The organism is Erwinia magellanica, assembly GCF_039023495.1.
Classification (GTDB): Bacteria; Pseudomonadota; Gammaproteobacteria; order Enterobacterales; family Enterobacteriaceae; genus Erwinia.
Window position 1 is genome coordinate 47,714 of sequence record NZ_JBCHVC010000006.1, and the last position, 26,107, is coordinate 73,820.

Annotated in this window: 25 protein-coding genes; 15 read left to right on the forward strand and 10 right to left on the reverse strand. The window is 56.2% G+C overall.

Features of this window, described 5'->3' with window-relative positions; genetic code table 11:
- Position 1 precedes the first annotated feature (1 nt).
- Both AAH450_RS18810 and AAH450_RS18815 read left to right on the forward strand, forming a co-directional pair.
- Positions 2–2,857: a valine--tRNA ligase gene (locus AAH450_RS18810; RefSeq protein ID WP_342911593.1), complete on the forward strand. Its 2,856-nt coding sequence runs from the start codon at positions 2–4 to the stop codon at positions 2,855–2,857.
- 152 nt (positions 2,858–3,009) lie between these two features.
- The gene (locus AAH450_RS18815) at positions 3,010–3,513 is read left to right on the forward strand and encodes a GNAT family N-acetyltransferase (protein WP_342911594.1); all 504 of its coding nucleotides are present in this window, start codon (positions 3,010–3,012) and stop codon (positions 3,511–3,513) included.
- A gap of 33 nt (positions 3,514–3,546) precedes the next feature.
- Here AAH450_RS18815 and miaE read toward each other — a convergent pair whose 3' ends face one another.
- Positions 3,547–4,308: a tRNA isopentenyl-2-thiomethyl-A-37 hydroxylase MiaE gene (gene miaE / locus AAH450_RS18820; RefSeq protein WP_342911595.1), complete on the reverse strand. Its 762-nt coding sequence runs from the start codon at positions 4,306–4,308 to the stop codon at positions 3,547–3,549.
- A 124-nt stretch (positions 4,309–4,432) separates the two neighbouring features.
- Positions 4,433–4,852 (reverse strand): ribonuclease E inhibitor RraB, encoded by a 420-nt coding sequence (rraB, locus tag AAH450_RS18825; RefSeq protein ID WP_318791593.1) that lies wholly within the window; start codon positions 4,850–4,852, stop codon positions 4,433–4,435.
- A 159-nt stretch (positions 4,853–5,011) separates the two neighbouring features.
- On the opposite strand from rraB, the gene argF reads away from it, so the two are divergent.
- On the forward strand, positions 5,012–6,019 hold the full coding sequence (gene argF, locus AAH450_RS18830) for an ornithine carbamoyltransferase (RefSeq protein ID WP_342911596.1): 1,008 nt from the start codon (positions 5,012–5,014) through the stop codon (positions 6,017–6,019).
- A gap of 8 nt (positions 6,020–6,027) precedes the next feature.
- Here the strand turns inward: argF and AAH450_RS18835 are convergent, their stop codons facing one another.
- Positions 6,028–6,189, reverse strand: coding sequence for a hypothetical protein (locus AAH450_RS18835; RefSeq protein WP_342911597.1), 162 nt, complete (start codon positions 6,187–6,189; stop codon positions 6,028–6,030).
- Positions 6,190–6,306: 117 nt separating this feature from the next.
- Between AAH450_RS18835 and pyrB the strand changes: the two genes are divergently transcribed.
- From pyrB to ridA, 3 genes are all read left to right on the forward strand, one after another.
- Positions 6,307–7,242, forward strand: coding sequence for an aspartate carbamoyltransferase (gene pyrB, locus AAH450_RS18840; RefSeq protein WP_342911598.1), 936 nt, complete (start codon positions 6,307–6,309; stop codon positions 7,240–7,242).
- Between the two features lie 12 nt (positions 7,243–7,254).
- Positions 7,255–7,719, forward strand: a complete 465-nt coding sequence (pyrI, locus tag AAH450_RS18845; RefSeq protein WP_318791589.1) for an aspartate carbamoyltransferase regulatory subunit — start codon at positions 7,255–7,257, stop codon at positions 7,717–7,719.
- Positions 7,720–7,811: 92 nt separating this feature from the next.
- Positions 7,812–8,198 carry a 2-iminobutanoate/2-iminopropanoate deaminase gene (gene ridA / locus AAH450_RS18850; RefSeq protein WP_318791588.1) on the forward strand — a complete coding sequence of 129 codons (387 nt, stop codon included), beginning with the start codon at positions 7,812–7,814 and terminating at the stop codon, positions 8,196–8,198.
- 85 nt (positions 8,199–8,283) lie between these two features.
- On the opposite strand, the gene AAH450_RS18855 is transcribed toward ridA, so the two are convergent.
- Positions 8,284–10,674: a beta-N-acetylhexosaminidase gene (locus AAH450_RS18855; protein ID WP_342911599.1), complete on the reverse strand. Its 2,391-nt coding sequence runs from the start codon at positions 10,672–10,674 to the stop codon at positions 8,284–8,286.
- A gap of 215 nt (positions 10,675–10,889) precedes the next feature.
- On the opposite strand from AAH450_RS18855, the gene treC reads away from it, so the two are divergent.
- Positions 10,890–12,548, forward strand: a complete 1,659-nt coding sequence (gene treC / locus AAH450_RS18860; protein WP_342911600.1) for an alpha,alpha-phosphotrehalase — start codon at positions 10,890–10,892, stop codon at positions 12,546–12,548.
- A gap of 5 nt (positions 12,549–12,553) precedes the next feature.
- Here treC and AAH450_RS18865 read toward each other — a convergent pair whose 3' ends face one another.
- Together AAH450_RS18865 and AAH450_RS18870 are read right to left on the reverse strand one after the other, a co-directional pair.
- A complete protein-coding gene (locus AAH450_RS18865) occupies positions 12,554–15,130 on the reverse strand; it encodes a DEAD/DEAH box helicase (protein WP_342911601.1) in 2,577 nt (858 codons plus the stop codon).
- Between the two features lie 92 nt (positions 15,131–15,222).
- Positions 15,223–15,849 (reverse strand): TetR/AcrR family transcriptional regulator, encoded by a 627-nt coding sequence (locus AAH450_RS18870; protein ID WP_342911602.1) that lies wholly within the window; start codon positions 15,847–15,849, stop codon positions 15,223–15,225.
- Between the two features lie 106 nt (positions 15,850–15,955).
- On the opposite strand from AAH450_RS18870, the gene AAH450_RS18875 reads away from it, so the two are divergent.
- From AAH450_RS18875 to nrdG, 3 genes are all read left to right on the forward strand, one after another.
- Entirely contained in the window at positions 15,956–16,696 is a 741-nt protein-coding gene (locus AAH450_RS18875) for a 3-oxoacyl-ACP reductase family protein (RefSeq protein ID WP_342911603.1), read from the forward strand.
- 215 nt (positions 16,697–16,911) lie between these two features.
- Positions 16,912–19,044 (forward strand): anaerobic ribonucleoside-triphosphate reductase, encoded by a 2,133-nt coding sequence (gene nrdD / locus AAH450_RS18880; protein WP_342911604.1) that lies wholly within the window; start codon positions 16,912–16,914, stop codon positions 19,042–19,044.
- Positions 19,041–19,505, forward strand: coding sequence for an anaerobic ribonucleoside-triphosphate reductase-activating protein (gene nrdG, locus AAH450_RS18885; RefSeq protein ID WP_342911605.1), 465 nt, complete (start codon positions 19,041–19,043; stop codon positions 19,503–19,505). The genes nrdD and nrdG overlap by 4 nt, the downstream gene beginning before the upstream one ends.
- Before the next feature lie 67 nt (positions 19,506–19,572).
- Here nrdG and AAH450_RS18890 read toward each other — a convergent pair whose 3' ends face one another.
- Positions 19,573–20,208 carry an NAD(P)H-binding protein gene (locus AAH450_RS18890; protein WP_342911606.1) on the reverse strand — a complete coding sequence of 212 codons (636 nt, stop codon included), beginning with the start codon at positions 20,206–20,208 and terminating at the stop codon, positions 19,573–19,575.
- Positions 20,209–20,376: 168 nt separating this feature from the next.
- Between AAH450_RS18890 and AAH450_RS18895 the strand changes: the two genes are divergently transcribed.
- Positions 20,377–20,898 carry a type 1 glutamine amidotransferase domain-containing protein gene (locus AAH450_RS18895; RefSeq protein ID WP_342911607.1) on the forward strand — a complete coding sequence of 174 codons (522 nt, stop codon included), beginning with the start codon at positions 20,377–20,379 and terminating at the stop codon, positions 20,896–20,898.
- Between the two features lie 31 nt (positions 20,899–20,929).
- Here the strand turns inward: AAH450_RS18895 and AAH450_RS18900 are convergent, their stop codons facing one another.
- On the reverse strand, positions 20,930–21,358 hold the full coding sequence (locus AAH450_RS18900; RefSeq protein ID WP_342911608.1) for a YhbP family protein: 429 nt from the start codon (positions 21,356–21,358) through the stop codon (positions 20,930–20,932).
- A gap of 72 nt (positions 21,359–21,430) precedes the next feature.
- Between AAH450_RS18900 and AAH450_RS18905 the strand changes: the two genes are divergently transcribed.
- A complete protein-coding gene (locus tag AAH450_RS18905; RefSeq protein WP_342911609.1) occupies positions 21,431–21,742 on the forward strand; it encodes a GIY-YIG nuclease family protein in 312 nt (103 codons plus the stop codon).
- On the opposite strand, the gene AAH450_RS18910 is transcribed toward AAH450_RS18905, so the two are convergent.
- A complete protein-coding gene (locus AAH450_RS18910; RefSeq protein ID WP_342911610.1) occupies positions 21,726–22,232 on the reverse strand; it encodes a GNAT family N-acetyltransferase in 507 nt (168 codons plus the stop codon). The two genes, AAH450_RS18905 and AAH450_RS18910, sit on opposite strands and share 17 nt — an antisense overlap.
- Positions 22,226–22,753, reverse strand: coding sequence for a ubiquinone anaerobic biosynthesis accessory factor UbiT (gene ubiT, locus AAH450_RS18915; RefSeq protein ID WP_342911611.1), 528 nt, complete (start codon positions 22,751–22,753; stop codon positions 22,226–22,228). Before ubiT ends, AAH450_RS18910 begins: the two co-directional genes overlap by 7 nt.
- 206 nt (positions 22,754–22,959) lie before the next feature.
- On the opposite strand from ubiT, the gene ubiU reads away from it, so the two are divergent.
- From ubiU to AAH450_RS18930, 3 genes are all read left to right on the forward strand, one after another.
- Positions 22,960–23,955, forward strand: a complete 996-nt coding sequence (gene ubiU / locus AAH450_RS18920; protein ID WP_342911612.1) for a ubiquinone anaerobic biosynthesis protein UbiU — start codon at positions 22,960–22,962, stop codon at positions 23,953–23,955.
- 10 nt (positions 23,956–23,965) lie between these two features.
- On the forward strand, positions 23,966–24,844 hold the full coding sequence (locus tag AAH450_RS18925) for a U32 family peptidase (protein ID WP_342911613.1): 879 nt from the start codon (positions 23,966–23,968) through the stop codon (positions 24,842–24,844).
- 227 nt (positions 24,845–25,071) lie between these two features.
- Positions 25,072–26,079, forward strand: a complete 1,008-nt coding sequence (locus tag AAH450_RS18930; protein WP_342911614.1) for a luciferase-like monooxygenase — start codon at positions 25,072–25,074, stop codon at positions 26,077–26,079.
- Positions 26,080–26,107 lie beyond the last annotated feature (28 nt).

The window sequence follows — 26,107 nt, forward strand, 5'->3', positions numbered from 1 at the left end:
AATGGAAAAGACATATAACCCGCAAGAGATCGAACAGCCGCTTTACGAGCACTGGGAACAGCAGGGCTACTTTAAACCTAATGGCGATACCAGCCAGGAAAGCTACTGCATAATGATCCCGCCGCCGAACGTTACCGGCAGCTTGCATATGGGTCACGCATTCCAGCAAACGATCATGGATACTCTGATCCGTTACCAGCGCATGCAGGGTAAAAATACTCTGTGGCAGGCGGGTACTGACCACGCGGGTATCGCCACGCAGATGGTAGTTGAGCGTAAAATTGCCGCTGAAGAGGGCAAAACGCGTAAGGACTACGGTCGCGAAGCGTTTATCGACAAAATCTGGGAATGGAAAGCAGAGTCCGGCGGTACCATCACCCGCCAGATGCGCCGCCTGGGTAACTCCGTGGACTGGGAGCGCGAGCGCTTCACCATGGATGAGGGTCTCTCTCATGCGGTAAAAGAAGTGTTTGTGCGCCTGTACAAAGAAGACCTGATCTACCGTGGCAAACGCCTGGTAAACTGGGATCCTAAACTGCGCACCGCCATTTCCGACCTGGAAGTGGAAAACCGCGAGTCGAAAGGCTCGATGTGGCATATCCGCTATCCGCTGGCTGACGGCGCTAAAACCGCCGACGGCAAAGATTATCTGGTGGTGGCCACCACCCGCCCGGAGACGGTGCTGGGCGATACCGGCGTGGCCGTGAACCCGGAAGATCCGCGTTATAAAGATCTGATCGGCAAGTTTGTGGTGCTGCCTTTTGTGGATCGTCGCATTCCGATCGTGGGCGATGAACACGCGGATATGGAGAAAGGCACCGGCTGCGTGAAAATCACCCCGGCGCACGACTTCAACGACTATGAAGTGGGCCGCCGCCACAAGCTGCCGATGATCAATATTCTGACCTTTGATGGCGATATTCGCGATCTGGCGCAGGTCTATGACTGCAACGGCGAAGAGTCTGACATTTACGACGCCACCATCCCGGCTGAATTCCAGAATCTGGAGCGTTTCGCCGCGCGTAAAGCGATTGTGGCGGCTGTGGATGCGCTGGGCCTGCTGGAAGAGGTTAAGCCACACGATCTCACCGTGCCTTACGGCGATCGTGGCGGCGTGGTTATCGAGCCGATGCTGACCGACCAGTGGTACGTGCGTACCGCGCCGCTGGCCAAAGTGGCGGTGGAAGCCGTTGAGCAGGGCGAGATCCAGTTTGTACCTAAGCAGTATGAAAACATGTACTTCTCCTGGATGCGTGATATTCAGGACTGGTGTATCTCCCGTCAGCTGTGGTGGGGTCACCGCATTCCGGCCTGGTATGATGCCGAAGGCAACGTCTATGTAGGCCGCACCGAAGAAGAGGTGCGTAAAGAGAACAATCTGGCCGCCGACGTGGCGCTGAACCAGGATGAAGATGTCCTGGATACCTGGTTCTCTTCCGGCCTCTGGACTTTCTCCACCCTGGGCTGGCCAGAGAACACCGAAGCGCTGCGTACCTTCCATCCCACCAGCGTGATGGTGAGCGGCTTCGACATCATCTTCTTCTGGATCGCCCGCATGATCATGCTGACCATGCACTTCATCAAGGATGAAGATGGCAAGCCTCAGGTTCCGTTCAAAAAGGTCTATATGACCGGCCTGATCCGGGACGATGAAGGGCAGAAGATGTCGAAATCGAAAGGCAACGTCATCGATCCTCTGGATATGGTTGACGGCATTTCGCTGGAAGACCTGCTTGCCAAGCGCACCGGCAACATGATGCAGCCGCAGCTGGCTGATAAGATCCGCAAGCGCACCGAGAAGCAGTTCCCGAACGGCATTGAGCCGCACGGCACCGATGCTCTGCGCTTCACCCTGGCGGCGCTGGCCTCTACCGGCCGCGACATCAACTGGGATATGAAGCGCCTGGAAGGCTACCGTAACTTCTGTAACAAGCTCTGGAACGCCAGCCGCTTTGTTCTGATGAATACCGAAGAGCAGGATTGCGGCTTCAACGGCGGTGAACTGGAGCTGTCGCTGGCGGACCGCTGGATCCTTGCTGAATTTAATCAGACGGTGAAAGCCTACCGCGAAGCGCTGGATACCTTCCGCTTCGATATTGCGGCCGGCATCCTGTATGAGTTCACCTGGAACCAGTTCTGCGACTGGTATCTGGAGCTGGCCAAGCCGGTGATGACGAGCGGAACGGAAGCGCAGCTGCGCGGTACCCGTCATACGCTGGTTGAGGTGCTGGAATCCCTGCTGCGCCTGGCGCACCCGATTATTCCGTTTATCACGGAAACCATCTGGCAGCGGGTGAAAGTGCTGAAAAACATCAGCGACGACACCATCATGTTGCAGCCGATGCCAGCTTTCGACACCGCTAAGGTGGACGAAGCCGCGCTGAGCGATACCGAGTGGCTGAAGCAGGCTATCGTTGCCGTGCGTAATATCCGTGCGGAGATGAATCTCTCCCCTTCCAAACCGCTGGATGTGCTGCTGCGCGGTGCCAGCGCTGATGTGGTTCGTCGTGTGAACGATAACCACAGCTTCCTGAAAACGCTGGCGCGTCTGGAGAGCATCACCTGTCTGTCTGCTGATGAGAAAGCACCGGTATCGGTTACCAAAATCATCGACGGCGCAGAGCTGCTGATCCCGATGGCGGATCTGGTGGACAAGGCGGCTGAGCTGGAGCGTCTGGCGAAAGAGGTCACCAAACTGGAAGTGGAAATCGGCAAGATCGAAAGCAAGCTGTCGAACGAAGGCTTTGTCTCCCGCGCGCCAGAAGCGGTGGTTGCCAAAGAGCGCGAGCGTATGACCGAGTTCGGCCAGGCAAAAGCGAAACTGATTGAACAGCAGGCAGTCATCAAAGCGCTGTAAGCAGTAAGCGCCCTGCACCACAGGCCCGGCTGAGAACTTCTCACCGGGCCTTTTTTATTGCCGGTCTACATGGCAGGCTGGCACAGGTGAAGTTTGCATCACACCGCTTAATATTATTACACTGCTTTTATACAGACTAACACGGCACCGCTATGACTATTTTTACTACGACTTCACTTCGGGTGCGCCCGATGCAACTTGCTGATAACCCGCATATCGCCCGCGTGATCCGCGACGTTTCCGCCGAATTTGGCCTTACCGCCGATAAAGGCTTTACCGTGGCCGATCCGAATCTTGACCATCTGTTTGAGCTTTACAGCGAACCGGACAGCGCCTACTGGGTGATTGAGCTTGAGGGGAAGATTGTGGGCGGCGGTGGCGTTGCGCCGCTGCACGGCAGTGAAGAAGGGGTATGCGAGTTGCAGAAGATGTACTTTATGCCTGCGGTACGCGGCATGGGGCTGGCGCGCGAGCTGGCAATGCAGGCGATGGATTTTGCCCGCGAGCGCGGTTTCAGCCGCTGCTATCTTGAAACAACAGCGTCACTGACCCGTGCTATTCGTCTGTATGAACATCTTGGCTTTGAGCATATTGACGGCCCGATGGGCAATACCGGTCACGTGGATTGCGAAGTCACAATGCTGAAGACGCTTTAATGCATCCGGGCCTGGCCGTGCGGGCTGCCCTGGTCAGAAGGCCGGTACGCCGCTGTGAAATCTCAGCTGGCTGTCGGGCTGCTGGATCAGCTGCGCCTCCGTCTCGCCAATTTTCCTGACGCGCTCACTGATATCCGCTTTTGCTACCTGTTCTGCCAGGGCCAGATAATCCTGATAGTGCCTGGCCTCTGAACGCAGCAACGAAACGTAAAAGGCCGCCAGTTCCCGATCCAGATGGGGCGCCAGGCTGGCAAACCGCTCGCAGGAGCGCGCTTCGATGTAGGCGCCACAGATCAGTTTATCCACCAGCGTTTGCGGTTCGTGAGTGGTGATTTCACGCAGCAGCCCTTTGGCATAGCGGCTGGCGGTAATTTTGATATAGGGAATCCCGCGCGCCTGCATAATCTCCAGCACCTGATAAAAGTGGTGCAGCTCCTCTTTAATCAGCAGCACCATCTTGTCCACCAGCACATCGCCGTACTTTACGTCAGCACGGCTGATCACCGCCTTCGACAACCCTTTCTGTTGCTCAAGAAAGGTCAGATCGTTGGTCTGCTGATGAATAAACTCTTCCCACGGCTTCAGCCAGGCCAGCAGCGCCTCGCTACTCTCTTTGTCTGCCACGTAACGGCGGATCAGCCACATCGCAGTCTGGGCTGCTTTCAGCTCGCAGACCAGATGATCCGTCAGCAGCAGCGGCAGGTTCTCAGGTTTACGGGCCTCATCAATCCATGCCTGCGGCGTGCGGCAGTGCAGAAAGGCGTGAATGGGGGCAAGAAGCGGTTCGGTATGCATGAAGAGAGAGTCCGGAAAATGAATAAGGGCGAAGCGGCGTCCACCCTTTGAGTCTTGCGGAGCGCGTACGGGCCTCCCGGATAATAAACAGGCCGGGCACAGGGCCGGGCCTGGTAAAAATCAATCAGTGGCGGATGCCGTTATCTTCTTCGTCGATGAAGTCGCCATCTTCTTCTTCATCCTGTGCATCAGGATCTTCAAAATAGGTGCCCCAGCCGTCGTAATCGACGTTGAACTTACCGGCCAGATCCACCAGCTGCTCAACCTGAGCATCAATCAGCTCTGCATTCAGCGCACCTTCACTGAGAATATCGCAGCACATCACTTTGCTGCCATCTTCCAGCTCCAGCTCTTCTGGCTCGGTCACTTCATATCCCATTTTGAACGCTTCTACCGCCGCCTTTTCCAGCGCGTCGAAGCTGTCGCAGGAGAGGTGGTGCTCAATGGTATAGAGCGCATCCGGGTCGCTACCGTCATCTAACAGCTCTTCAATAATCAGCCGCGTCTCTTCACGCTGCTCTTCCAGCAAGGCTTCGTTTGCCATGATCCGTTCCTCATTATGTGGCATCTCTTGAGAGTATTTTCCCACAGTGCCGTTCCCGCCACTACCTTTAAACAAAAGTTTCTGCACCCTGGGGTTGAAAATGCATATTCATACGGTTAGATTGAATTTTAATTCAATAAATGTCACCTGGAGTGCTTTATGAGTCACTTATATCAACGCCATTTTCTCAGGCTGCTGGATTTCACGCCTGCGGAGCTGACCGGCCTGCTTGCGCTGGCGTCAACGCTTAAAATTGATAAGAAAAATGGCGAAGAAATTCAGCACCTGAAAGGCAAAAATATTGCGCTCATCTTCGAAAAAGACTCGACCCGCACCCGATGCTCTTTCGAAGTTGCCGCTTACGATCAGGGCGCTAACGTCACTTACCTCGGCCCGAGCGGCAGCCAGATTGGCCACAAAGAGTCGATGAAAGATACCGCCCGCGTGCTGGGCCGGCTCTATGACGGCATTCAGTATCGCGGTCACGGCCAGGCGCTGGTGGAGTCGCTGGCTGAACATGCGGGCGTGCCGGTATGGAACGGTCTGACCAACGAGTTTCACCCCACTCAGCTGCTGGCCGATCTGCTGACCATGCAGGAACATCTGCCGGAAAAGGCCTTCAGCCAGATGACGTTTGCTTACGTGGGCGACGCGCGTAACAACATGGGCAACACGATGATGGAAGCAGCGGCGCTGGTCGGCCTTGATCTGCGTCTGGTGGCGCCGAAAGGCTGCTGGCCGGAGGAGGCGCTGGTGGCCGAGTGCCGCCAGGCCGCAGAGAAAAACGGTGGCAAAATCACCCTGACGGAAGAGATTGCGGAAGGCGTTTACGGCGCAGACTTTATCTACACCGACGTCTGGGTCTCGATGGGCGAGCCAAAAGAGGTGTGGAAAGAGCGTATTGCTCTGCTGCGTCCCTATCAGGTCAACAGCGCGATGCTGGCGTTAACCGGTAACCCAAAGGTGAAATTCCTGCACTGTCTGCCTGCCTTCCACGACGATCAGACCACGCTGGGTCGGCAGATGGCGGAACAGTACGATTTGCACGGCGGCATGGAAGTAACCAACGAGGTCTTTGAATCCGCGCACAGCGTGGTGTTTGACCAGGCGGAAAACCGCCTGCACACCATCAAAGCGGTGATGGTTGCGACGCTGGCCAGGCTGTAATCAGGCGCTCAGAGGCGCGGATTTTTGCTTGCCGCCGCAAACTGAACGCGTATAATCGCCACCGTTTGCCGGGAGAATGCATGAAACTGAGTATCGTTCACATTGCTGAAGTGACCAGCCTGTCCGCAGGCGGGCAGCGCCGTTTCTTCTTCCCTGGCACCGCCGATCATAAAAAAAGCCCCTCAGTGAGGGGCTTTTTTTTGCCCATTTTTCAGCTCACAGTAATGGCATGCCAACAGTTTTCAGGCCCGGTTGGCCCTGAAAGGTGAAGGTTAAGAGGAGAGATCATGGCTAATCCCCTGTTTCAAAAACACATCATTTCAATCAATGACCTTAACCGGGAAGAGCTGGAGCTGGTGCTGCACACTGCCGCCAGCCTCAAGGCGACTCCTCAGCCGGAACTGCTGAAGCACATCGTGGTGGCGAGCTGCTTCTTTGAAGCCTCCACGCGCACCCGTCTCTCCTTTGAAACGGCGATACACCGTCTGGGCGCTTCCGTCGTGGGGTTTGCTGACGGCAGCAACACCTCGCTAGGTAAAAAGGGAGAAACGTTGGCCGATACGATTTCCGTGATTAGCACTTACGTGGACGCCATCGTCATGCGTCATCCGCAGGAAGGCGCGGCGCGGCTGGCGACGGAATTCTCCAGCGGCATCCCGATCCTGAATGCCGGAGATGGTGCCAACCAGCACCCTACCCAGACGCTGCTCGACCTGTTTACCATTCAGGAAACCCAGGGCCGCCTGAGCAACCTCAACGTGGCAATGGTCGGGGATCTGAAATATGGCCGTACCGTGCACTCGCTGACCCAGGCGCTGGCGAAATTTGACGGCAACCGCTTCTTCTTTATCGCCCCGGATGCGCTGGCGATGCCCTCCTATATCACCGACGTGCTGGATGAGAAAGGCATCATCTGGAGCCGCCACGACAGCATTGAAGAGGTCGTGCCGCAGGTTGATATTCTTTATATGACCCGCGTACAGAAAGAGCGTCTCGACCCTTCTGAATACGCCAACGTGAAAGCACAGTTTGTGCTGCGCGCTGCCGATCTCGCCGCCGCCCGTGAAAACATGAAGGTGCTGCATCCGCTGCCGCGCATCGACGAGATCGCTACTGATGTGGATAAAACGCCGTACGCCTGGTACTTCCAGCAGGCCGGAAACGGCATCTACGCACGCCAGGCGCTGCTTGCGCTGGTCCTGAACAGCGAACCGGTTCTGTAAGAGGGAAACATAATGACGCAAGATAACAAATTGCAGGTTGAAGCGATCAAACGCGGCACGGTAATCGACCATATTCCGGCACAGATTGGCTTTAAGCTGCTGTCGCTGTTCCGCCTGACAGAAACCGACCAGCGCATCACCATCGGCCTGAACCTGCCTTCCGGCGAGATGGGCCGGAAAGATTTGATCAAGATCGAGAACACTTTTCTCACCGACGATCAGATCAACCAGCTGGCGGTCTACGCGCCCCATGCCACCGTTAACCGCATCGATAATTATGAGGTGGTGGGCAAAAGTGCCCCCGCCCTGCCGGAGCGTATCGAACAGGTGCTGACCTGCCCTAACAGCAATTGCATCAGCCGCAGCGAGCCGGTTAAATCGAGCTTTGCGGTGAAAAAGCGTGAGGATGACGTGCGTCTGACCTGCAAATATTGTGAAAAATCCTTCGCTCACCACGTGGTGCTGGCGAACTGGTAATCAGCCTTCAGCAGCCTATAATGAGCCGGACGGGTGGTACAGCGGGAGAGGTTTCTCCCTCTCACCCACAACTTCATTTACAGGGAGAAATTATGTCTCGCGAAATCAGCACTGAAAACGCACCAGCCGCTATTGGTCCTTACGTGCAGGGCGTCGATCTGGGCAGCATGATCATCACGTCTGGCCAGATCCCGGTCGATCCCAAAACCGGCTCCGTTGCCGACGATATCGCCGCTCAGGCGCGCCAGTCGCTGGAAAATGTGAAGGCGATTGTGGAAGCTGCCGGTCTGAAGGTTGGCGATATCGTGAAAACCACCGTCTTTGTGAAAGACCTGAACGATTTCGCTACCGTCAACAGCACTTATGAAGCCTTTTTCACTGAGCACCAGGCCAGCTTCCCGGCCCGTTCATGCGTGGAAGTTGCCCGCCTGCCTAAAGATGTGAAAATCGAAATCGAAGCGATCGCCGTTCGTCGCTAAGCGCCTGCCTCTTCTGCACCGGCTAAACAGTAAAAAGTGAAGCAGCAGACATTCCCTCTCCCGCACGCAGGAGAGGGTTTTTCGCTTATCGTACTGCCCGCAGCAGTTTCTCCAGCGGATAGACCAGCGCCAGCACCACTTCATCCTGAACTGCGGCGGCCTTGTCCAGTTTCGCCTGCATTGCTGTGATATCGGCTGCGCCAAACGTCCGGTTCTGCTCTATCGCATCCAGCAAAGATAGCCCTGTGCTGCTGATCTCCTGCAACTGCTGCGCCACCGGCTTTAACGGCTGTAGCTGATAATTCTGCGCCAGCAACGGCATCACTTCTGGCACATTCTGCTGCCACTGCCGCAGCTGGTGACGAATCGCCTGCATTGCCTGTTGGTTACCGCGATCGGCAATCAGCGCATCCACCTGCCGCTCCAGCTCCTGCACCTTGTTACTGCTGGCGGGCAGGAGATCGGCCAGGCGGTTCAGCGGCTCGCTGAGAGTGTAGTGCCCCGCCTGGAACTTCAGGTGCTGGCGGGTGTAATACTGAGCCGGCTCCAGCGCTTCGGCAAAAATTTCCAGCGGAACGATGCTGCTGCTGTTTGCCAGGCGGATCATCTGGGTCTGCGCCTGCGCATGCTGCTGTAAACCCACCGAAACGGCGGACCAGCTGTCCACCTGCGCCAGCCGCTGAGTCATATTCTGCTCGTCAGTGACATCTTTTGCCGACCAGAGCCGCTCTGCCACCACATAGGCTCGCGGCCACAGGCGCACATCAATCACCTGCGGGTTGATAATTTCCGCCCACAGCGCCACTTCGCCCCCCAGCAGGTTATCCTTCATCTGCTGCTCGTCCGGTACGCTGGGCTGGATACCTTCAGGCACGGCCTTCAGCTTGCTGCCCTGCGTGGGATAGCGCACGTTGCCTACGCGCATGTAGCCCGTGAGTTTCTCTCCTGCCAGAGTGACTACCGGCTGCAATTCGCCCATCCACGTATCCACGCTGAAGGTGACCTGCTGCGGCGTCAGCCACGCCACATTGCGCACCAGGCGGCGCGACTTGCCGGCAAAATCAATAAAGCCCCGCCATTCCCCGTCCCGTTGCACCAGCGTAAAGCTGCCCTTCACCGCGCTTCCCTTCAGGCGGGGCAGAATAAACTGCCAGCTCTGGGCTGTGTCTTGTTTCTCCAGACGATCCTGTCCGTTCAGCCCCTCCGGCCAGACTTCATTACGGTAGTGGTAGGCAGCAGGTTGTGCCTGGTCAAGGTAGAACCCGGCGGAGAGAATGCCGCGATAACCCTGCTTGCTGACTTCCCCCAGCGCATCCTGTCCCTGCCAGGAGTGGATCAGGATGCTTTTGGGCAGATCGGGATGGGCAATCTCATCCCAGCCAACCATTTTTCGCTGATGTTTCTCCAGGATCTTCTCGACCCGCTGATTGAAATACGCCTGTAACGCCTGTTCATCCTTCAGCCCTTTCTGCTGCATAAACGCCTGAATGGATTTGGACTCCTTCCACTGCGTGGCGTCCACCTCATCGCCGCCAATATGCAGCCAGGGGTCGGGGAACACTGCGGTGACTTCGCCAATCAGCGTGTCGATAAAGGCATAAACCTGCTCGTTGCTGGGGTCCAGCAGCGGCTTAAACACCCCCCAGCCGCGCTCAATCTGATAAGGGCCGGGCGCGCTGATCAGCTCCGGCATCGCCGCTGCAAGTGCGGTAGCGTGGCCGGGAAGATCGATCTCCGGTACCACGCGGACGCCACGATCCGCCGCATACTGCACGATCGCTTTCATCTGATCCTGGGTATAGAAGAGGCCGTCGCTGCCTTTCTGCTGGAGCTGGGGGAAGTGCGTGGAAGCGAAGCGCCAGCCCTGATCGTCAGTAAGGTGCCAGTGAAATACGTTCATGCGGGCGCTGGCGATACCATCGATCTGCCTGCGGATCGTCTCCAGCGGCATAAAGTGGCGGGCGGAGTCGATCAGGATCCCTCGCCATGGGAAGCGTGGACTGTCATGGATCTCCACATAAGGAATAGCGCTGTTGCTCTCACCGTTTTCTACCAGTTGAAGCAGCGTTTCCATGCCGCGCAGTGCGCCAAACCGGGTAGCCGCCTCCAGCTTAACGCCTTCGCTGTTTACCAGAAGATGATAGCTCTCATCGCTGTCCGGCTGGGGAAGAGGATCGACGCTTTTGGCGATGGTTATCGTAATGGTGGCGTTCGCCACATCCCCGGTTTGCGGCAGCATTTGCCAGCCGGTTTGCAGGCCAATCCGCTGACGCCAGCGATCCACCGCACCCGGCAGTGCATCCCCCCGGATGTTTACAGAGAGCTGGTTATTCAGCGCCAGGCTTCCGCCCCCTTCCGGCTGTTCAACCTGCTGAGGCCAGGGCATCAGCGGCAGGTTGCCAGCAGGGGTGGCATGAGCATAAAGTGAGACCAGTAATGAGGTGGCAAGCAACGTAAAACGCAGGGTTCCGATCATGACACTTCTCCAGAGGGGCGACGGGCAAAAAAAAGCAAAAAAACCATAAAACATAATTCGCTTTACACATCAAGTTACACATCGCTTCGGGAACAACCTGCTTCTTGTTTTGTGACACCTTGCGAGTTAATGGCTAATCTTAAGGAAGAACAACAAGGCTTTAGAACACTATTGTGCGCAGCCAGACCCTTTCACCTGAGAATCAGGATTGAGCAATGACAAAAATTCCACCGTGGTGGCAGAACGGCGTTATCTATCAAATTTATCCAAAGAGTTTTCAGGACACCACCGGTAGCGGCATGGGCGATCTGGCGGGGGTGATACAGCGACTGGATTATCTGAAGGAGCTGGGCGTAGATGCTATCTGGCTGACGCCCTTTTATATTTCTCCGCAGGTAGACAATGGCTATGACGTGGCGAACTACACCGCCATCGATCCCATTTTTGGTACGTTGAACGACTTTGACCGGCTGGTGGAGGAGACGCACGCCCGCGGAATGCGCCTTATCCTGGATATGGTGTTTAACCACAGCTCCACGCAGCACCACTGGTTTTACGAAGCGCTGAATAAAGAGAGTCCTTACCGCTCGTACTATATCTGGCGGGACGGTACGCCCAACCAGCCGCCCAATAACTGGCAGTCAAAATTTGGCGGCAGCGCCTGGCGCTGGCATCCGGAGAGCGCCCAGTATTATATGCACCTGTGGGCGCCGGAACAGGCGGAGCTGAACTGGGAAAACGAGAATCTTCGCGCGGAACTCAAGCAAATCGTCAACTTCTGGGCAGACCGCGGCATTGACGGACTGCGGCTTGACGTGGTGAATCTGGTCTCCAAGCATCAGGACTTTCCTGACGATCCCAACGGAGACGGACTGCGTCTCTATACCGATGGGCCGCGCATTCATGAATATATGCAGGAGATGAGCCGCGACGTGTTCCGCCCGCGCGAGTTAATGACGGTGGGCGAAATGTCCTCGGCAACGCTGGAGCATTGCCAGCGCTACGGCTCGCTGGAAGGCGAAGAGCTGTCGATGGTGTTCAGCTTCGATCATGTAGAGGTGGATTTTTACAACGGTCAGAAATGGACCCTGACGCCGCTGGATCTGGTGGCGCAGAAAGCGATTTTCACCCACTGGCAGCAGGGAATGCATAATAAGGCGTGGAACGCGCTGTTCTGGTGTAATCACGATCAGCCTCGCGTGGTGTCACGCTGGGGAGATGAAGGACAGTATCGCGTGCAGTCCGCCAAAATGCTGGCGCTGGTGCTCCACGGTATGCAGGGCACGCCCTATATCTTCCAGGGTGAAGAGCTGGGGATGACCAATCCCCATTTTACCCGCATTCTGGATTACCGGGATATTGAAAGCCACAACATGTATGCAGAGCTGCGCTCGCAGGGGCGCGACAGCGATAACCTGCTGGCGATCCTCGCCAGTAAATCACGCGATAATGGCCGGACGCCCATCCCCTGGGATGCGAGTGAAAACGGTGGATTTACCACCGGCACGCCGTGGATTGGCATGTGCGACAATATGGAGACCATCAATGCGCAGGCGGCGGTCGCGGATAAAGGATCGGTGTTTTACACCTATCAGCGGCTGATCCAGCTGAGAAAAGAGTATGCGATCCTCACCTGGGGCGATTATCTCGATCTGCTGCCGGAGCATCCCTGGCTCTGGTGCTACTGCCGCCGCTATGAAAAAGAAACGCTGGTGGTCGCCACCAATTTCAGTGCGGAGACGCAGGTGTGGCACCCACCGGCCTACAGCGGCCAGTGGGATGTGCTGATCAGCAACTACCCCGATACCCACGTCACGCCAGGCGAGGTGATGCTGCGTCCGTGGGAAGCGGTCTGGTGGTATCAGAAGCGCTGAGGCTGTCAGAGAGGAGCAAGCAACGCGGCCAGGTCATCACTGGTGAACTGGCCCGGCTCGCTCAGCTCATCTTCCAGAATGCCCTCTGCCAGCTCAGCTTTCTGCTGCTGCATCGCCACAATTTTCTCTTCAATGCTGCCCGCAACAATCAGCTTATAGACAAAGACCGGTTTATCCTGGCCCAGTCTGTAGGCCCGATCCGTTGCCTGATTCTCCGCTGCCGGGTTCCACCACGGATCGTAGTGGATCACCGTGTCGGCGGCGGTCAGGTTCAGCCCGACGCCGCCCGCTTTCAGGCTAATCAGAAATACCGGTACTTCCCCTTCCTGAAAACGCCTTACCGGCTCGGTTCTGTCGCGGGTGCTGCCTGTTAACGTCACAAACGGGATCCGCGCCTTTTGCAGCTCCTCAGCAATCAGAGAGAGCATGGCGGTGAACTGAGAGAAGATCAGAATGCGGCGATCTTCCGCCAGCAGGTCGGTGAGCATTTCCCGCAGCAGCGCCAGCTTGGCGGAATGTTTTACCTTCGCCGCTTTGTCGATCTTCACCAGACGGGGATCGCAGCAAATCTGCCGCAGCTTTAACAGCGCATCCAGCACCAGCAGATGGCTGCGCCCCGCGCCCTGCTGCTGAACCGCCAGCTGCACACGCTCCTGTATCGCACTGCGCACCGATTCATAAAGCTCACGCTGGCTGCCTTCCAGCTCTACGGAACGCACGATGGTATTTTTGGGCGGCAGCTCCTTCGCCACCTCCTGCTTGCGCCGCCGCAGCATAAACGGCCTGACGCGCCGCGCCAGCAGCTCTCTGCGTACCCGATCGCCGTTACGTTCGACTGGTATACGCCACTCCTGGGTAAACTCCTTTTCGCTGCCAAGAAAACCGGGTAGCAGGAAATCAAACTGCGACCAGAGTTCGCCAAGATGGTTTTCCAGCGGCGTGCCTGTCAGGCAAAGGCGGTGGCGTGACTTCAGCGAGCGGATCACCGAGGCGGCGCGGGAAGCGCTGTTTTTCACATATTGCGCTTCGTCCAGGATCAACAGGTGATAGCTGTGGCCCAGCAGCTGCGGCTGATCCCGCCACAGCAGGGAATAGGTGGTCAGCACCACGTCGTAGTGCTGGATCTCATCATAAAAGGCTTTACGATCCGGCCCGGTCAGCGCCAGTACTTTCAGCTCTGGCGTGAAGCGGCTTGCTTCCTGCGTCCAGTTATAGACCAGCGTGGTAGGCACGACGATCAGCGCCGGACGATCCAGCCTGCCCGCCTCTTTTTCTAACTGAAGGTGCGCCAGGGTCTGGATCGTTTTCCCCAGCCCCATATCATCCGCCAGCACGCCTGAGAGATCGTGGGCGCGCAGAAACTGCATCCAGTTCAATCCCTGCTGCTGATAATCGCGCAGCTGGGCCTGTAGCCCCTTTGGCGGCTCAACGGGCAGAATGCCTCCGCTGGCGCCTGACCGCTCCGCCAGCTGATATACGCTGCTCTCGCCGTGGAATTGCCAGCGCCCGGTGTCATGCAGTGCCGTTAACCGACCGGCCTCATAAGGCGCAATGCGCAGCGGCGTGCTCATCCCCTTTGCAAACAGATCGACCAGATTGCCCACCAGCGGTTTCATCACGCCAGCGCTGATATGCAGCCGTTCGTTGCGATCGCTTCTGAGTTCGATCACTTCCTCATCGGGGATCTGGTTAAGATTGCCGGAAAACCAGCGTCGGTCTTTCTGAAACAGCCCCGCCAGCAGCGGCTGCATGCGTACCTGGCGGCGACCTACGCTGGCTTCCAGCTCCAGGCTGAACCAGCCATCCTGCTCCTGAATGGCCTTCCCGGCAATTTCAGCAATCTCGGTGACGTTCCAGGTGAAGTCTTCATCCATGCTCACCTTCCAGCCGCGCCGGCGTAGTTTGGGAAGCTGAAGGCGAATGAACTCCCGCCATCCGGATGGCGTATCAGGCGCAAATATAGAGGGCGGTAAAGGTGCGGATTCCGGCGTATAAATATGGCCTGCGGGGATAGTGTTCAGCCCGGCAGCATTGATCTCATTCAGCCAGCTCTCTTCCAGAGCCGAGTGACGCTGGATCAGGAACGGCGTGCCCTTGCGGTCGGTGAAGCGCTCGCCGCTGCTGCCAGCGGCCACCGCGATCCCGCCATAGTCAAAATGCACCGCGGCGAAATCCAGCTTTTTCTGGCGGTGGCCGTAGCGACCAAACCCGCTGACAAACTTTGCGCGAGACTCCAGCCTGAGCGTGGGAACTGGCTGAACAGAGAGGCTGTTAGCTATCGGTTCTTTCGGCGCTGTGGCAACGGAGTGCTGGAGGTTAGCCAGCATCACCGCAGCAACATGACGACAGTTGTTCTTCACCGGACAGGTGCATTCGCCGCTGGCATGGAGCTTGCCCTGCGGGCGGCTGAAATGCACCATAACCTGAAACGGTTCAACCTTTCTGCCCGGCACTTCACCGGTCAGCAGATCGTTTTGCCATTGAATATTCTGCGCTTTTTCTACCAGGCTTTTTGCCCTGGCAACGGTGCGCGCACCGATCCATCGGCTAACCTGTTTCTCATTGTACGTCACAGAAGGCATCAGACTCTATCCCGGGATGACCTGAGCAAAACCCTGTTTGCTCTGCATAACAGGCAATAATATGAATTCCTCTGCCACTAATGCAACCAAAGCTAGCTTTTCAGGAGGCAAAAAATGCGATCCTGCGCGTTCTCTGGCCAGAGATTCATCGCCAGCCGCGCCACCTTCTGTAAATCCTCCCGACTGGCACCGTCTCGCGCCTGCAACGACATTCCCTGCTGAAGGCTGATATACATCTGTGCCAGCGCTCCGGTATCTGTCGCTGCCGGCAGTTCACCTTCCGCTACGGCCCGTTTCAGCCGGTCTGCCAGTATTTGCTGCCCTTCAAGACGACAACGTTTGACGCAGGCGCCCAGCCTCTCGTTACCTTCACTGGCGACCGTTGAGAGCGTGACCATGCAGCCCGGAGGGTAATCCTTGCAGGTGAGTACTTCAGCTGATTGGTTCAGCCAGCCAGAGACGCCCTCATACGCAGAGCTGGCGGAGGCCAGCACCGACCAGATGCGTGGTGCCATGTGCTGCACGTAGTAGTTAATCACTTCCTGATAGAGATCCTCTTTACTGCCATAAGCGGCATAGAGGCTGGGAGAATTGATCCCCATGACCTGATAGAGATCCGCCATTGAGGTCGCGGTATAACCTTTCTGCCAGAAGAGGCACATTGCGGCGATCAGCGCTTTTTCCCGATCGAAACTTCTTGGTCTTCCTCTTACAGCCATAGCACCCTCAATTTTTGTGTCGATCGTTATGATAATCCGGTTGACGGAACGCTGCAACCGCACATAGGATAATTACATACCGATCGACACATAATAGAGGTTACCTATGAATGCACTTTCAGGAAAACGCGCGCTGGTTACCGGCGCCAGCCGTGGATTAGGCAAAGCTATCGCCCTCTCTCTCGCCAGCCAGGGCGCTGATATCGCCATCACCTACGAGAAATCAGCGGATAAAGCCGCCGAAGTGGTGGCCGCTATTGAAGCGCTGGGCCGTCGCGCCGTCGCCATCCAGGCCAGCAGTGCCGTGGCGGAAGAGACCCAGCGGGCAGTAGAGGAGACAGTAAACGCCCTCGGCGGGCTGGATATTCTGGTGAACAATGCCGGTGTGGCGCGCGGCGGCATGCTGGAGGAGATGTCGCTGGAGGATATTGATCTCATGCTGGATGTTAACGTTCGTGGCGTTATTCTCACTACCCAGGCGGCGCTGCCACATTTAGGTCAGGGCGCCCGCATCATCAATATTGGAAGCTGTCTGGCAGAACGCGTGCCGATGCAGGGGATCAGCATCTATTCAATGACCAAATCCGCGCTGCTCTCTTTTACTCGCGGCCTGGCAAGAGATCTTGGCCCAAAAGGCATAACTGTTAATCTGGTGCACCCTGGTCCAACGGACAGTGATATGAATCCGGCAGAGGGTGAAGGCGCTGAGGCTCAGCGTCAGTACATAGCACTGGGACATTACGGTAAGGCGGAAGATGTCGCGGCAGCGGTCACTTTTCTCGCCAGTCCGGCCGCTGGCCAGATCACCGGTACAGGTCTGAACGTGGATGGCGGCATCAACGCCTGATTGCCCAACGCCGATCGTCCCGTCCGTGGTCGGCCCCTTCTCTCCTGCGCCTGAAAAAAAGAGGTTATAAAAGGCCGCCTGGCGAGGAACTCTCCAGAGTTTTCCAGTCTATGTCCTGGATCAACAAACCCCCAGTTAAACTCGCGCAATCACTATATATAGGGTTTATCATGCCCCAAGCAAACTATATATAGTTACCGGTAAGGAGAGGGCGAGTGGTCAGGGTAATCAAACGAGATGGCTGCAACGTGTTATTTGACGCGTCACGCATTGGCGAAGCGATCAAAGGAGCCGCCCGTGCGGCGGCGATTGATGATGAGGCGTATTGTGCAGAAGTCACCGCAGAAATTTGCCGGCAGCTGCTGCAACACGAGAGCCTGGATATTAACGATATTCAGCGAACCGTTGAAAATCATCTTATGGCTGGCCGTTACCCGGAGCTTGCCCGTACCTATATTGAATATCGTCACGACCGCGACCTCGCCAGGGAACTCCGGGGCAAACTGAATAAAGCTATCCGGGGGCTGGTTGAGCAAAGTAACCCTGCGCTGCTGAACGAAAATGCCAATAAAGACAGCAAAGTCATTCCCACTCAGCGGGATTTACTGGCGGGGATTGTCGCAAAACACTATGCCACTCAGCATCTTATCCCTCGTGATATTGTTATGGCCCACGAGCGTGGCGAACTGCATTACCACGACCTGGACTATTCACCCTTCTTCCCGATGTTTAACTGCATGCTGATTGACCTGAAGGGGATGCTGACCCAGGGCTTCAAGATGGGCAATGCAGAAATCGAACCGCCGAAGTCCATCTCCACCGCCACCGCCGTGACCGCCCAGATCATTGCTCAGGTTGCCAGCCATATCTACGGCGGCACCACGATTAACCGGATAGATGAAGTGCTGGCACCTTTCGTTGAGGCCAGCCTGGAGAAGCACCGCAGAACGGCGCAGGAGTGGCAGATAGCGGATGCGGAAGCCTATGCCCAGCAGCGCACCGAAAAAGAGTGCTTTGACGCTTTTCAGTCGCTGGAATATGAGGTCAACACTCTGCATACCGCTAATGGCCAGACGCCGTTTGTCACCTTCGGCTTCGGTTTGGGAACCAGCTGGTCTGCCCGGCTGGTGCAGCAATCTATTCTGCGCAATCGCATCGCCGGGTTGGGGAAAAATCATAAAACGGCGGTGTTTCCCAAACTGGTTTTTGCCATCAAAGAGGGGCTTAACCGCCTGCCGGGCGATATAAATTACGATATCAAGCAGCTTGCCCTGGAGTGCGCCAGCAAAAGGATGTATCCCGATATTCTTAACTACGAGCAGGTGGTGAAAACTACCGGTTCGTTTAAGACGCCAATGGGATGCCGCAGCTTCCTGGGGGTATGGGAAGAGAACGGTGAAATGGTCCATGACGGGCGTAATAATATTGGCGTAATCAGCCTGAACCTGCCGCGCATCGCGCTGGAGGCAAAAGGAGAGGAAGCGCGCTTCTGGACGCTGCTGGATCAACGCCTCGCGCTGGCGAAAAAGGCGCTGATGACGCGTATCGCCAGGCTGGAGAATGTTAAAGCACGGGTGGCACCCATTTTATATATGGAAGGCGCCTGCGGCGTACGGCTGAAAGCGGATGATAACGTGGCGGAGATATTCAAACATGGACGCGCTTCGATCTCGCTGGGCTATATCGGCCTGCACGAAACCCTGAATGCGCTGAGCGGGGGTGAAATTCATCCTTATGACGACAAGCGGCTACAGGATAAAGCCATCGCTATTGTCAGCCATCTGCGCCAGGCAACGGATCGCTGGAAGAACGAAACCGGCTATGGCTTCAGCCTCTACAGCACGCCAAGCGAAAACCTGTGCGACAGGTTCTGTCGGCTGGATGCGGCCGAGTTTGGCGTGGTGCCGGGCGTCACGGACAAAGGCTATTACACCAACAGCTTCCATCTTGATGTGGAAAAAAAGGTTAACCCTTACGACAAGATCGATTTCGAAGCCGCCTATCCGCCCCTCGCCAATGGTGGATTTATCTGTTACGGCGAATATCCCAATATTCAGCACAACCTGAAAGCGCTGGAAGATGTCTGGGATTACAGCTACAGCCGCATCCCCTATTACGGCACCAACACGCCAATTGATGAGTGTTACGACTGCGGCTTTACCGGCGAATTCTCCTGCACCAGCAAAGGCTTCACCTGTCCAAAATGCGGCAACCACGATGCAAGCCGGGTCTCCGTCACCCGCAGGGTATGCGGATATCTGGGCAGCCCGGACGCGCGTCCGTTCAATGCCGGCAAGCAGGAAGAGGTCAGACGCCGCGTTAAACACCTGGACGGGCCGCTGGGATGAATATTCATCGCTACTACCCGGTGGATATTGTGAACGGGCCGGGTACCCGCTGTACGCTGTTTGTGGCGGGATGCGAGCATCAGTGTCCCGGCTGCTATAACAAGAGCACCTGGCGCCTGAACTCAGGCAGGCCGTTTACCCTTCAGCAGGAAGAGCAGCTGATTGCCGACCTCAACGACACGCGTATCCCACGCCAGGGGTTGTCCCTCTCGGGAGGCGATCCCCTGCATCCCGCTAACGTACCGGAAATAGTAAGGCTGCTGAAGCGGATACGGCGTGAGTGTGCCGGTAAGGATGTCTGGCTGTGGACCGGCTATCGTCTGGAGGAGCTGACAGCAGCGCAGCGGCAGGCGGTGGATCTGATCAACGTGCTGATTGATGGCAGGTATGTCGAGGAGCTGCGCGATCCGGCGTTGCTCTGGCGGGGAAGCAGCAACCAGATTATTCACTACTTACGCTAAAAGCTGCCACACCCGGTGCCGCCACAGTATGCCGCTTTCTCTTGCCATAATTTAATCGCGGCTCATCTCACGCTTCGGTTCGTGGGATGTCAGCAGATTCGATAATTTTTAGCCCCTGCCCGGTGGAAGAGAATCCTTCCCGCATCATCACTGCGGCAACATCTCTGGCTGACACGGCACGCCAGTTGCCCGGCAGCAGCCGGAACAGGGGCGCTATCAGCGATTCGCCGCTTCTTTTGGTGTCGCGTTCGCCCAGTAACAGCGACGGGCGGACCAGAGTCAGACGCAGCCACAGCTCATTTTGCAGCGCCTCTTCCATCTTGCCTTTAACCTTGTTGTAGAAAAACGGCGAGTGCGCATTAGCACCATGGGCGCTGACGACGACCAGATGTTGCGCCCCCAGCCGTTGCCCCGCAATGGCGGTATCGACCACCAGCGTGTAATCCACATGCACAAAAGCCTCTTTACTGCCCGCCTGTTTGCGGGTGGTTCCCAGGCAGCAGAACACTATATCCACCTGCGTTTGCAGAGGGCTGAGGACGTCAGTGAGATCTTCCTCAACCAGATTAGTGACTTTAGGGTAGTCCGGAAGTTTGCGGCGCGTGGGGGCGATAATTTCGCTGACCTCTGGCTTTTCAATCAGCATACGCAGCAGATGCTTCCCCACCAGCCCCGTCGCTCCGGTTAGCAGTACCCGACTCATAAACCTCTCCCATTTGTGATAAATGATGTGCTGCCTGGCTGGCAAACCCTGCCGTTAAATCTTCAGTATGATCAGTAAGATTAAGCGTTAACTTTCAGTCTGGCTTGATTTTTCAGGATCACCAACCACACTTAAGGGCGTTGAACAACATAATCACCGGAGGAAAAGATGAGCAAGAAGATTGCGGTACTGATTACCGATGAATTTGAAGACTCAGAATTTACGTCCCCTGCAGAAGCCTATACCAAAGCAGGCCATCAGGTGGTGACCATTGAGAAAAAAGCCGGGATTACCGTTACCGGTAAGCAGGGAAAGGCCAGCGTGAAGATCGATAAAGATATCGATCACGTCAGCGCCGAAGAGTTTGATGCTCTGCTGCTGCCAGGCGGCCATTCGCCGGACAGCCTGAGAAGCGATGACCGCTTCGTTAATTTCACCAAAAAATTTGTGGACCTGGGAAAACCCATTTTCGCCATCTGCCACGGCCCGCAGCTGCTTATCAGCGCCAATGCCGTACGTGGCCGCAAAATGACCTCCGTGAAGGCCATTGCGATTGATGTGAAAAACGCTGGTGCCGACTTCTATGACAAAGAAGTGGTGGTGGACAATGAGCAATTTGTCACCAGCCGTACGCCTGACGATCTGCCCGCCTTTAACCGCGAGTCACTGCGTATTCTCGAAACTGTCTGATTGCAGACTGGCCGGGGCACTCCCCGGCCCTTTATTCCCGCGTCCAACTCAGTTTTTTACCGAAGCCCAGCGCGTTATCGGTCATTTTTAACTCATCCAGCTTAATTTCCCACAACGGCGCTGTCGCTCTGGCCGCAATCGGGAAGCGTTTAATGTACGCCCTGCGCGCCGCCTGCTCCTCATCGCCTTCCAGCAAAGCTATTCGTCCGGCATACTGCACGCCTTTAATCAGCAGCACCGATTTGGGCTGACCATTGACGGTGCCTGCCACCTGCTCATCTTCTCTCATCTGCTCGCCGTGCCGGGTTGTGGTTTCCGTCATCAGCCAGAACGCGGCCTTCTCAGCATTGAAGAGATAAAAACAGTTAGCGCACCACACAGGATTGCCGCCGCAAACCGACAACACATGCTGCTTTTTCAAATAGCGAGCAATTGCGCTCAGTTGATCGTTATCAAACATGGTTTCTCCCTGAAAACGTTACTTTGCCACATCTGCGGCGGGTTTTGCTATGCTGCGCAGAGAGGAATCAAGATGGCTGAACCAATGAGTGAAAGTGAAACTGCGCCGTGGCAGCTTTATATCCTGCGCACCGCCAGCGGTATGCTCTACACCGGCATTAGCAACGATGTGGCCAGGCGTTTTGTGCAGCATCAGAGTGGCAAAGGGGCAAAAGCGCTGCGTGGCAAAGGGCCGCTGGAGCTGCTGTTTCAGTGTGATGCGGGCGATCGTTCCAGCGCCTCACGCCTGGAGTATCAGGTCAAGCAGTTAAAAAGGCAGGAAAAGATCAGGCTGATTGAGCATCAGCCTGTTTCGTTAAGTCTGTGGCTTAACGCACGCGGTTGAAAGGCTCGGCGTAATCGATATACCCTTCCGTGCCGGTGAAAGCATTGTCTGCCAGTTTATAAACCTGGAAAGCGGCTTCCGTTCCCTGCCAGCGACAGCGCAACTGGTGGCGGGCGGCTGGCTCAAACCCATAGCGTCCGAAATAAGCCGGGTCGCCCAGTACCACCACCGCGGCATAGCCAAACTCATTAAGCGTATCCAGCCCTTCATATATAAGCTGTTTGCCCAACTGTTGGCCACGAACGCTTTCATCAACGGCTAAGGGCGCTAATCCAACCCACTGGTTATCTTCGCCATTCAGCGTAACCGGACTGAATGCCGCGTAACCCAGCACCTGCCCCTCGTCGTCTGTGGCAACAACGCCCAGCGTGAGCAGACCATCTTCACGTAGCTGCTGAACCAGCTCAGCCTCTGCCGGCGTGGCAAAACAGCGACGCAAAAGGCTGTCTATGCTGGCGGCATCAACTCCTATTTCAGAACGAATTAACATGGTGCACCCGCGCGATCCGCTGGGGAATTCGCGTCCTCGGTCAGTCCAGCCTCAACCAGATCGGCCAGTTGCATTAGGCCAAAGCGCAATGGCGCTGGCATGAATTCAAGCTCAATCGCATCCATCAGATTTTTCACTTCAAGCCCCAGTACCGTATCGCCTTCAATCACTAACCGGCGCTGGAAGAACAGCGTATCGGGATCCACTCTGCGTGCGGCCACCAGCAGCAGATCGTTCGCGTCACCACGAAACCAGACGTCCGCCTGGGTGCGATCGGCTACCCGTAATTTCCCCTGCTCAACCGTTGTTGCCCAGCGCAGCCCCAGATCGCGGATCTCAATGCCTGTCCAGCGCCCCTGTAGAAAGTCTAACTCACCTTCGGCCAGAGCATAATGAAATTGCCAGTTGAGGATCTGCTGCAACAGCTGTTTTTTCAGCATGAAAGGGGCAAATTGTACGGGAGTTCGCAGCCATTGCGGGCCTTTTCGTACAAGTTGAGCGCGTAATGGGTTCAACACCATTCTGACTCCTTTTGAGTAAATTTCGGCTATTCTGCCATATCAGCAAAACAGATCGGGCAGGTGGATCAAAAAAGCGCGCGAACGTTCCGGTTTTTGTCGGTAATTCTTCTTCCCATCAATACGCCATTAGCTGCCTTAAATCAAAAGTTGTCGTCTTAAGGCTGACTAAACTCAACGTTTCCTCTGTTTATCCGGAATTTCTTTATATGGAACTGCTTTGTCCCGCAGGTAATCTGCCCGCCCTGAAAGCGGCGATTGAAAACGGCGCGGATGCCGTCTATATCGGCCTGAAAGATGACACCAATGCCCGCCATTTTGCCGGTCTGAACTTCACAGAGAAACGCCTCCAGGAAGCGGCCCGTTACGTTCATCAGCATAGACGTAAACTGCACGTTGCGATTAATACTTTTGCCCATCCGCAGGGTTATCAGCGCTGGGAACGCGCTGTAGATATAGCGGCGCAGGCGGGAGTGGATGCGCTGATCCTGGCAGATATTGCGATGCTGGAATATGCAGCCAGTCGCTACCCGCATATCGAGCGCCACGTCTCCGTCCAGGCTTCCGCCACCAATGCAGAGGCGGTGAACTTTTATCAACGCCATTTCGAGGTTGCCAGGGTGGTTCTGCCCCGCGTGCTCTCGGTTCACCAGGTGCGCCAGCTTGCTCGGGCGACGACGGTTCCTCTTGAAGTCTTTGCTTTCGGCAGCCTCTGCATCATGGCGGAGGGGCGCTGCTATCTCTCTTCTTATCTTACAGGCGAGTCGCCTAATACGGTGGGAGCCTGCTCTCCGGCGCGCTTCGTACGCTGGCAGCAAACCCCTGCCGGGCTGGAGTCCAGGTTAAATGAAGTGCTGATCGATCGCTATGGCGCTGATGAAAATGCCAGCTATCCCACGCTCTGCAAGGGGCGCTATAAAGTTGAAGAGGCCCCCTATCACGCCCTGGAAGAGCCTACCAGCCTGAATACGCTGGAGCTGCTTCCCACGCTACTGGCAGCCAATATCGCGTCGGTAAAAATTGAAGGTCGTCAGCGTAGTCCGGCTTATGTGGCGCAGATCGCCCGCATCTGGCGCCAGGCAATCGACAGCTGCAAAGCCGATCCTGAACATTTCTCCGCGCACCCCAACTGGATGAAGGCCCTGAGTGCTCTGAGCGAAGGCACACAAACCACGCTGGGCGCCTATCATCGTGAATGGCAGTAAAGGATATTCCATGAAATATGCATTAGGCCCGGTGCTCTGGTACTGGCCACAAGAGACGTTGCAGGCATTTTATCAGGCCGCAGCAGAAAGCCAGGCCGACATCATCTACCTCGGTGAAACGGTATGCAGCAAGCGCCGCGCCACGAAAAGCGCCGACTGGCTGGCAATGGCAAGAGAGCTGGCGGCGGGAGGGAAACAGGTGGTTCTCAGTACGCTGGCGCTGTTGCAGTCATCTTCCGAGCTGAACGAACTGAAAAAGTATGTTGATAACGGCGAGTTTCTGATTGAAGCCAATGATATGGGCACGGTGAATATGGCCGCGCGTGCCGGACTTCCCTTTGTGGCCGGCCATGCGCTGAACTGCTACAACGCCGTGACGCTGAGGCTGCTGCTGAAACTGGGCATGATACGCTGGTGCATGCCTGTGGAACTCTCCCGCGACTGGCTGGCCAATTTGCTCACACAGTGTGAAGAGTTGGGGATCCGGCATAAATTTGAGGTGGAGGTGCTGAGCTACGGGCATCTGCCGCTGGCTTACTCGGCGCGCTGCTTTACCGCCAGAGCAGAAAACCGGGGGAAAGATGATTGCCAGACCTGCTGTATCAAGTGGCCCCAGGGTCGGGCGGTGCGTTCTCAGGAGGAGCAGCAGGTGTTCGTGCTGAACGGTATTCAGACCATGAGCGGCTACTGCTATAACCTGGGTAATGACCTTATCTCCATGCAGGGGCTGGTTGATATTGTTCGCCTTTCACCTGAAGGGAAAGAGACGCTGACGATGCTGGAGGCGTACCGGGCCAATGAAACGGGAAAACATCCTTTACCGCTGGCTGCCGGGCAAAACTGCAACGGCTACTGGTGGCAGGTGGCGGGGCTGGAACTGGTGAACTGATCGCCGCGCGGGCCTGATGCCCCTAAAAATAAATGGAGTTTAAATATGGGGTGCGAAGGGTATACTGGACTCACTAAGTCCTGAGTTTTTGCAGGGGATTGGCGCGCCTTTCAGGCTGCCCCTGTCAGCTGAAAAGTGCTTCAAATTGCCAATCCTTCTGCTAAAAAATCGTCCAGGATAGAGATTTGCAATGGCGCTAGTCCCGCCCTTCGAACAAGTGAGCAATTATGTCTGATAAAAAAAATGTTCCGCTCTCAGTCCTCGATCTGGCCCCTATTCCTCAGGGTGCAACGGCGCGTGACGCTTTTCACTCCTCGCTGGCTCTTGCGCGGCAGGCAGAGAAGTCTGGCTACAACCGTTACTGGCTGGCTGAACACCACAACATGACCGGGATCGCCAGCGCCGCAACATCGGTGCTGATTGGTTATCTGGCTGCCAACACAAACACGTTGCGTCTGGGTTCCGGCGGCGTCATGTTGCCTAACCACTCACCGCTGGTGATTGCCGAACAGTTCGGTACGCTGGAATCTCTCTATCCTGGCCGTATTGATCTGGGGCTGGGCCGCGCGCCCGGTTCCGATCAGCGCACCATGATGGCACTGCGTCGTCATATGGGAGGGCACGTCGACAATTTTCCGTCAGACGTGGCTGAGATGATTTCATGGTTTGACGCCAAAGAGGGTGAGCAGCCAGCGGTACAACCCGTGCCGGGACTGGGTCTGAAGATCCCCGTCTGGCTGTTGGGTTCCAGCCTGTACAGCGCACAGCTGTCTGCACAGCTTGGCCTGCCCTTTGCCTTTGCCTCGCACTTCGCGCCCGATATGCTTTATCAGGCGCTGCATCTCTATCGTGAAAACTTCAAACCTTCTGCCCGCCTTGAGAAGCCGCATGCGATGGTCTGTGTCAACGTGATTGCCGCCGACAGCGAACGGGATGCGCGCTTTATGTTTACTTCGATGCAGCAGCAGTTTATTAACCTGCGTCGCGGCAGGCCCGGCCCACTTCCGGCGCCGGTCGAAAATATGGATAACCTCTGGTCACCTTCAGAACAGTATGGCGTGCAGCAGGCGCTGAGCATGTCGATTGTGGGGGATGTGGAAAAAGTCCGTCAGGGGCTGATTTCGCTGATCCGCGAAACCCAGGCTGATGAAATCATGGTGAATGGCCAGATTTTTGACCAGCAAGCCCGCGTCCGCTCCTTTGAGCTGACCATGGAAGCCCATAAGTCGCTCTGAGGCCCGCGGAGTCAGGGTGAGCGGGAGC

Coding starts and splice junctions, on each gene's coding strand:
- ubiT (WP_342911611.1), bottom strand. CDS start 22,753: ATGGTGTTGAACCCATTACGCGCTCAACTTGTACGAAAAGGCCCGCAA.
- AAH450_RS18900 (WP_342911608.1), bottom strand. CDS start 21,358: ATGTTTGATAACGATCAACTGAGCGCAATTGCTCGCTATTTGAAAAAG.
- AAH450_RS18905 (WP_342911609.1), top strand. CDS start 21,431: ATGGCTGAACCAATGAGTGAAAGTGAAACTGCGCCGTGGCAGCTTTAT.
- nrdG (WP_342911605.1), top strand. CDS start 19,041: ATGAATATTCATCGCTACTACCCGGTGGATATTGTGAACGGGCCGGGT.
- AAH450_RS18835 (WP_342911597.1), bottom strand. CDS start 6,189: ATGATCGGCGGTGCCAGGGAAGAAGAAACGGCGCTGCCCGCCTGCGGA.
- AAH450_RS18855 (WP_342911599.1), bottom strand. CDS start 10,674: ATGATCGGAACCCTGCGTTTTACGTTGCTTGCCACCTCATTACTGGTC.
- AAH450_RS18865 (WP_342911601.1), bottom strand. CDS start 15,130: ATGCCTTCTGTGACGTACAATGAGAAACAGGTTAGCCGATGGATCGGT.
- ubiU (WP_342911612.1), top strand. CDS start 22,960: ATGGAACTGCTTTGTCCCGCAGGTAATCTGCCCGCCCTGAAAGCGGCG.
- AAH450_RS18895 (WP_342911607.1), top strand. CDS start 20,377: ATGAGCAAGAAGATTGCGGTACTGATTACCGATGAATTTGAAGACTCA.
- pyrB (WP_342911598.1), top strand. CDS start 6,307: ATGGCTAATCCCCTGTTTCAAAAACACATCATTTCAATCAATGACCTT.
- AAH450_RS18810 (WP_342911593.1), top strand. CDS start 2: ATGGAAAAGACATATAACCCGCAAGAGATCGAACAGCCGCTTTACGAG.
- AAH450_RS18925 (WP_342911613.1), top strand. CDS start 23,966: ATGAAATATGCATTAGGCCCGGTGCTCTGGTACTGGCCACAAGAGACG.
- miaE (WP_342911595.1), bottom strand. CDS start 4,308: ATGCATACCGAACCGCTTCTTGCCCCCATTCACGCCTTTCTGCACTGC.
- ridA (WP_318791588.1), top strand. CDS start 7,812: ATGTCTCGCGAAATCAGCACTGAAAACGCACCAGCCGCTATTGGTCCT.
- AAH450_RS18930 (WP_342911614.1), top strand. CDS start 25,072: ATGTCTGATAAAAAAAATGTTCCGCTCTCAGTCCTCGATCTGGCCCCT.
- AAH450_RS18870 (WP_342911602.1), bottom strand. CDS start 15,849: ATGGCTGTAAGAGGAAGACCAAGAAGTTTCGATCGGGAAAAAGCGCTG.
- rraB (WP_318791593.1), bottom strand. CDS start 4,852: ATGGCAAACGAAGCCTTGCTGGAAGAGCAGCGTGAAGAGACGCGGCTG.
- argF (WP_342911596.1), top strand. CDS start 5,012: ATGAGTCACTTATATCAACGCCATTTTCTCAGGCTGCTGGATTTCACG.
- AAH450_RS18875 (WP_342911603.1), top strand. CDS start 15,956: ATGAATGCACTTTCAGGAAAACGCGCGCTGGTTACCGGCGCCAGCCGT.
- AAH450_RS18890 (WP_342911606.1), bottom strand. CDS start 20,208: ATGAGTCGGGTACTGCTAACCGGAGCGACGGGGCTGGTGGGGAAGCAT.
- AAH450_RS18815 (WP_342911594.1), top strand. CDS start 3,010: ATGACTATTTTTACTACGACTTCACTTCGGGTGCGCCCGATGCAACTT.
- AAH450_RS18910 (WP_342911610.1), bottom strand. CDS start 22,232: ATGTTAATTCGTTCTGAAATAGGAGTTGATGCCGCCAGCATAGACAGC.
- pyrI (WP_318791589.1), top strand. CDS start 7,255: ATGACGCAAGATAACAAATTGCAGGTTGAAGCGATCAAACGCGGCACG.
- treC (WP_342911600.1), top strand. CDS start 10,890: ATGACAAAAATTCCACCGTGGTGGCAGAACGGCGTTATCTATCAAATT.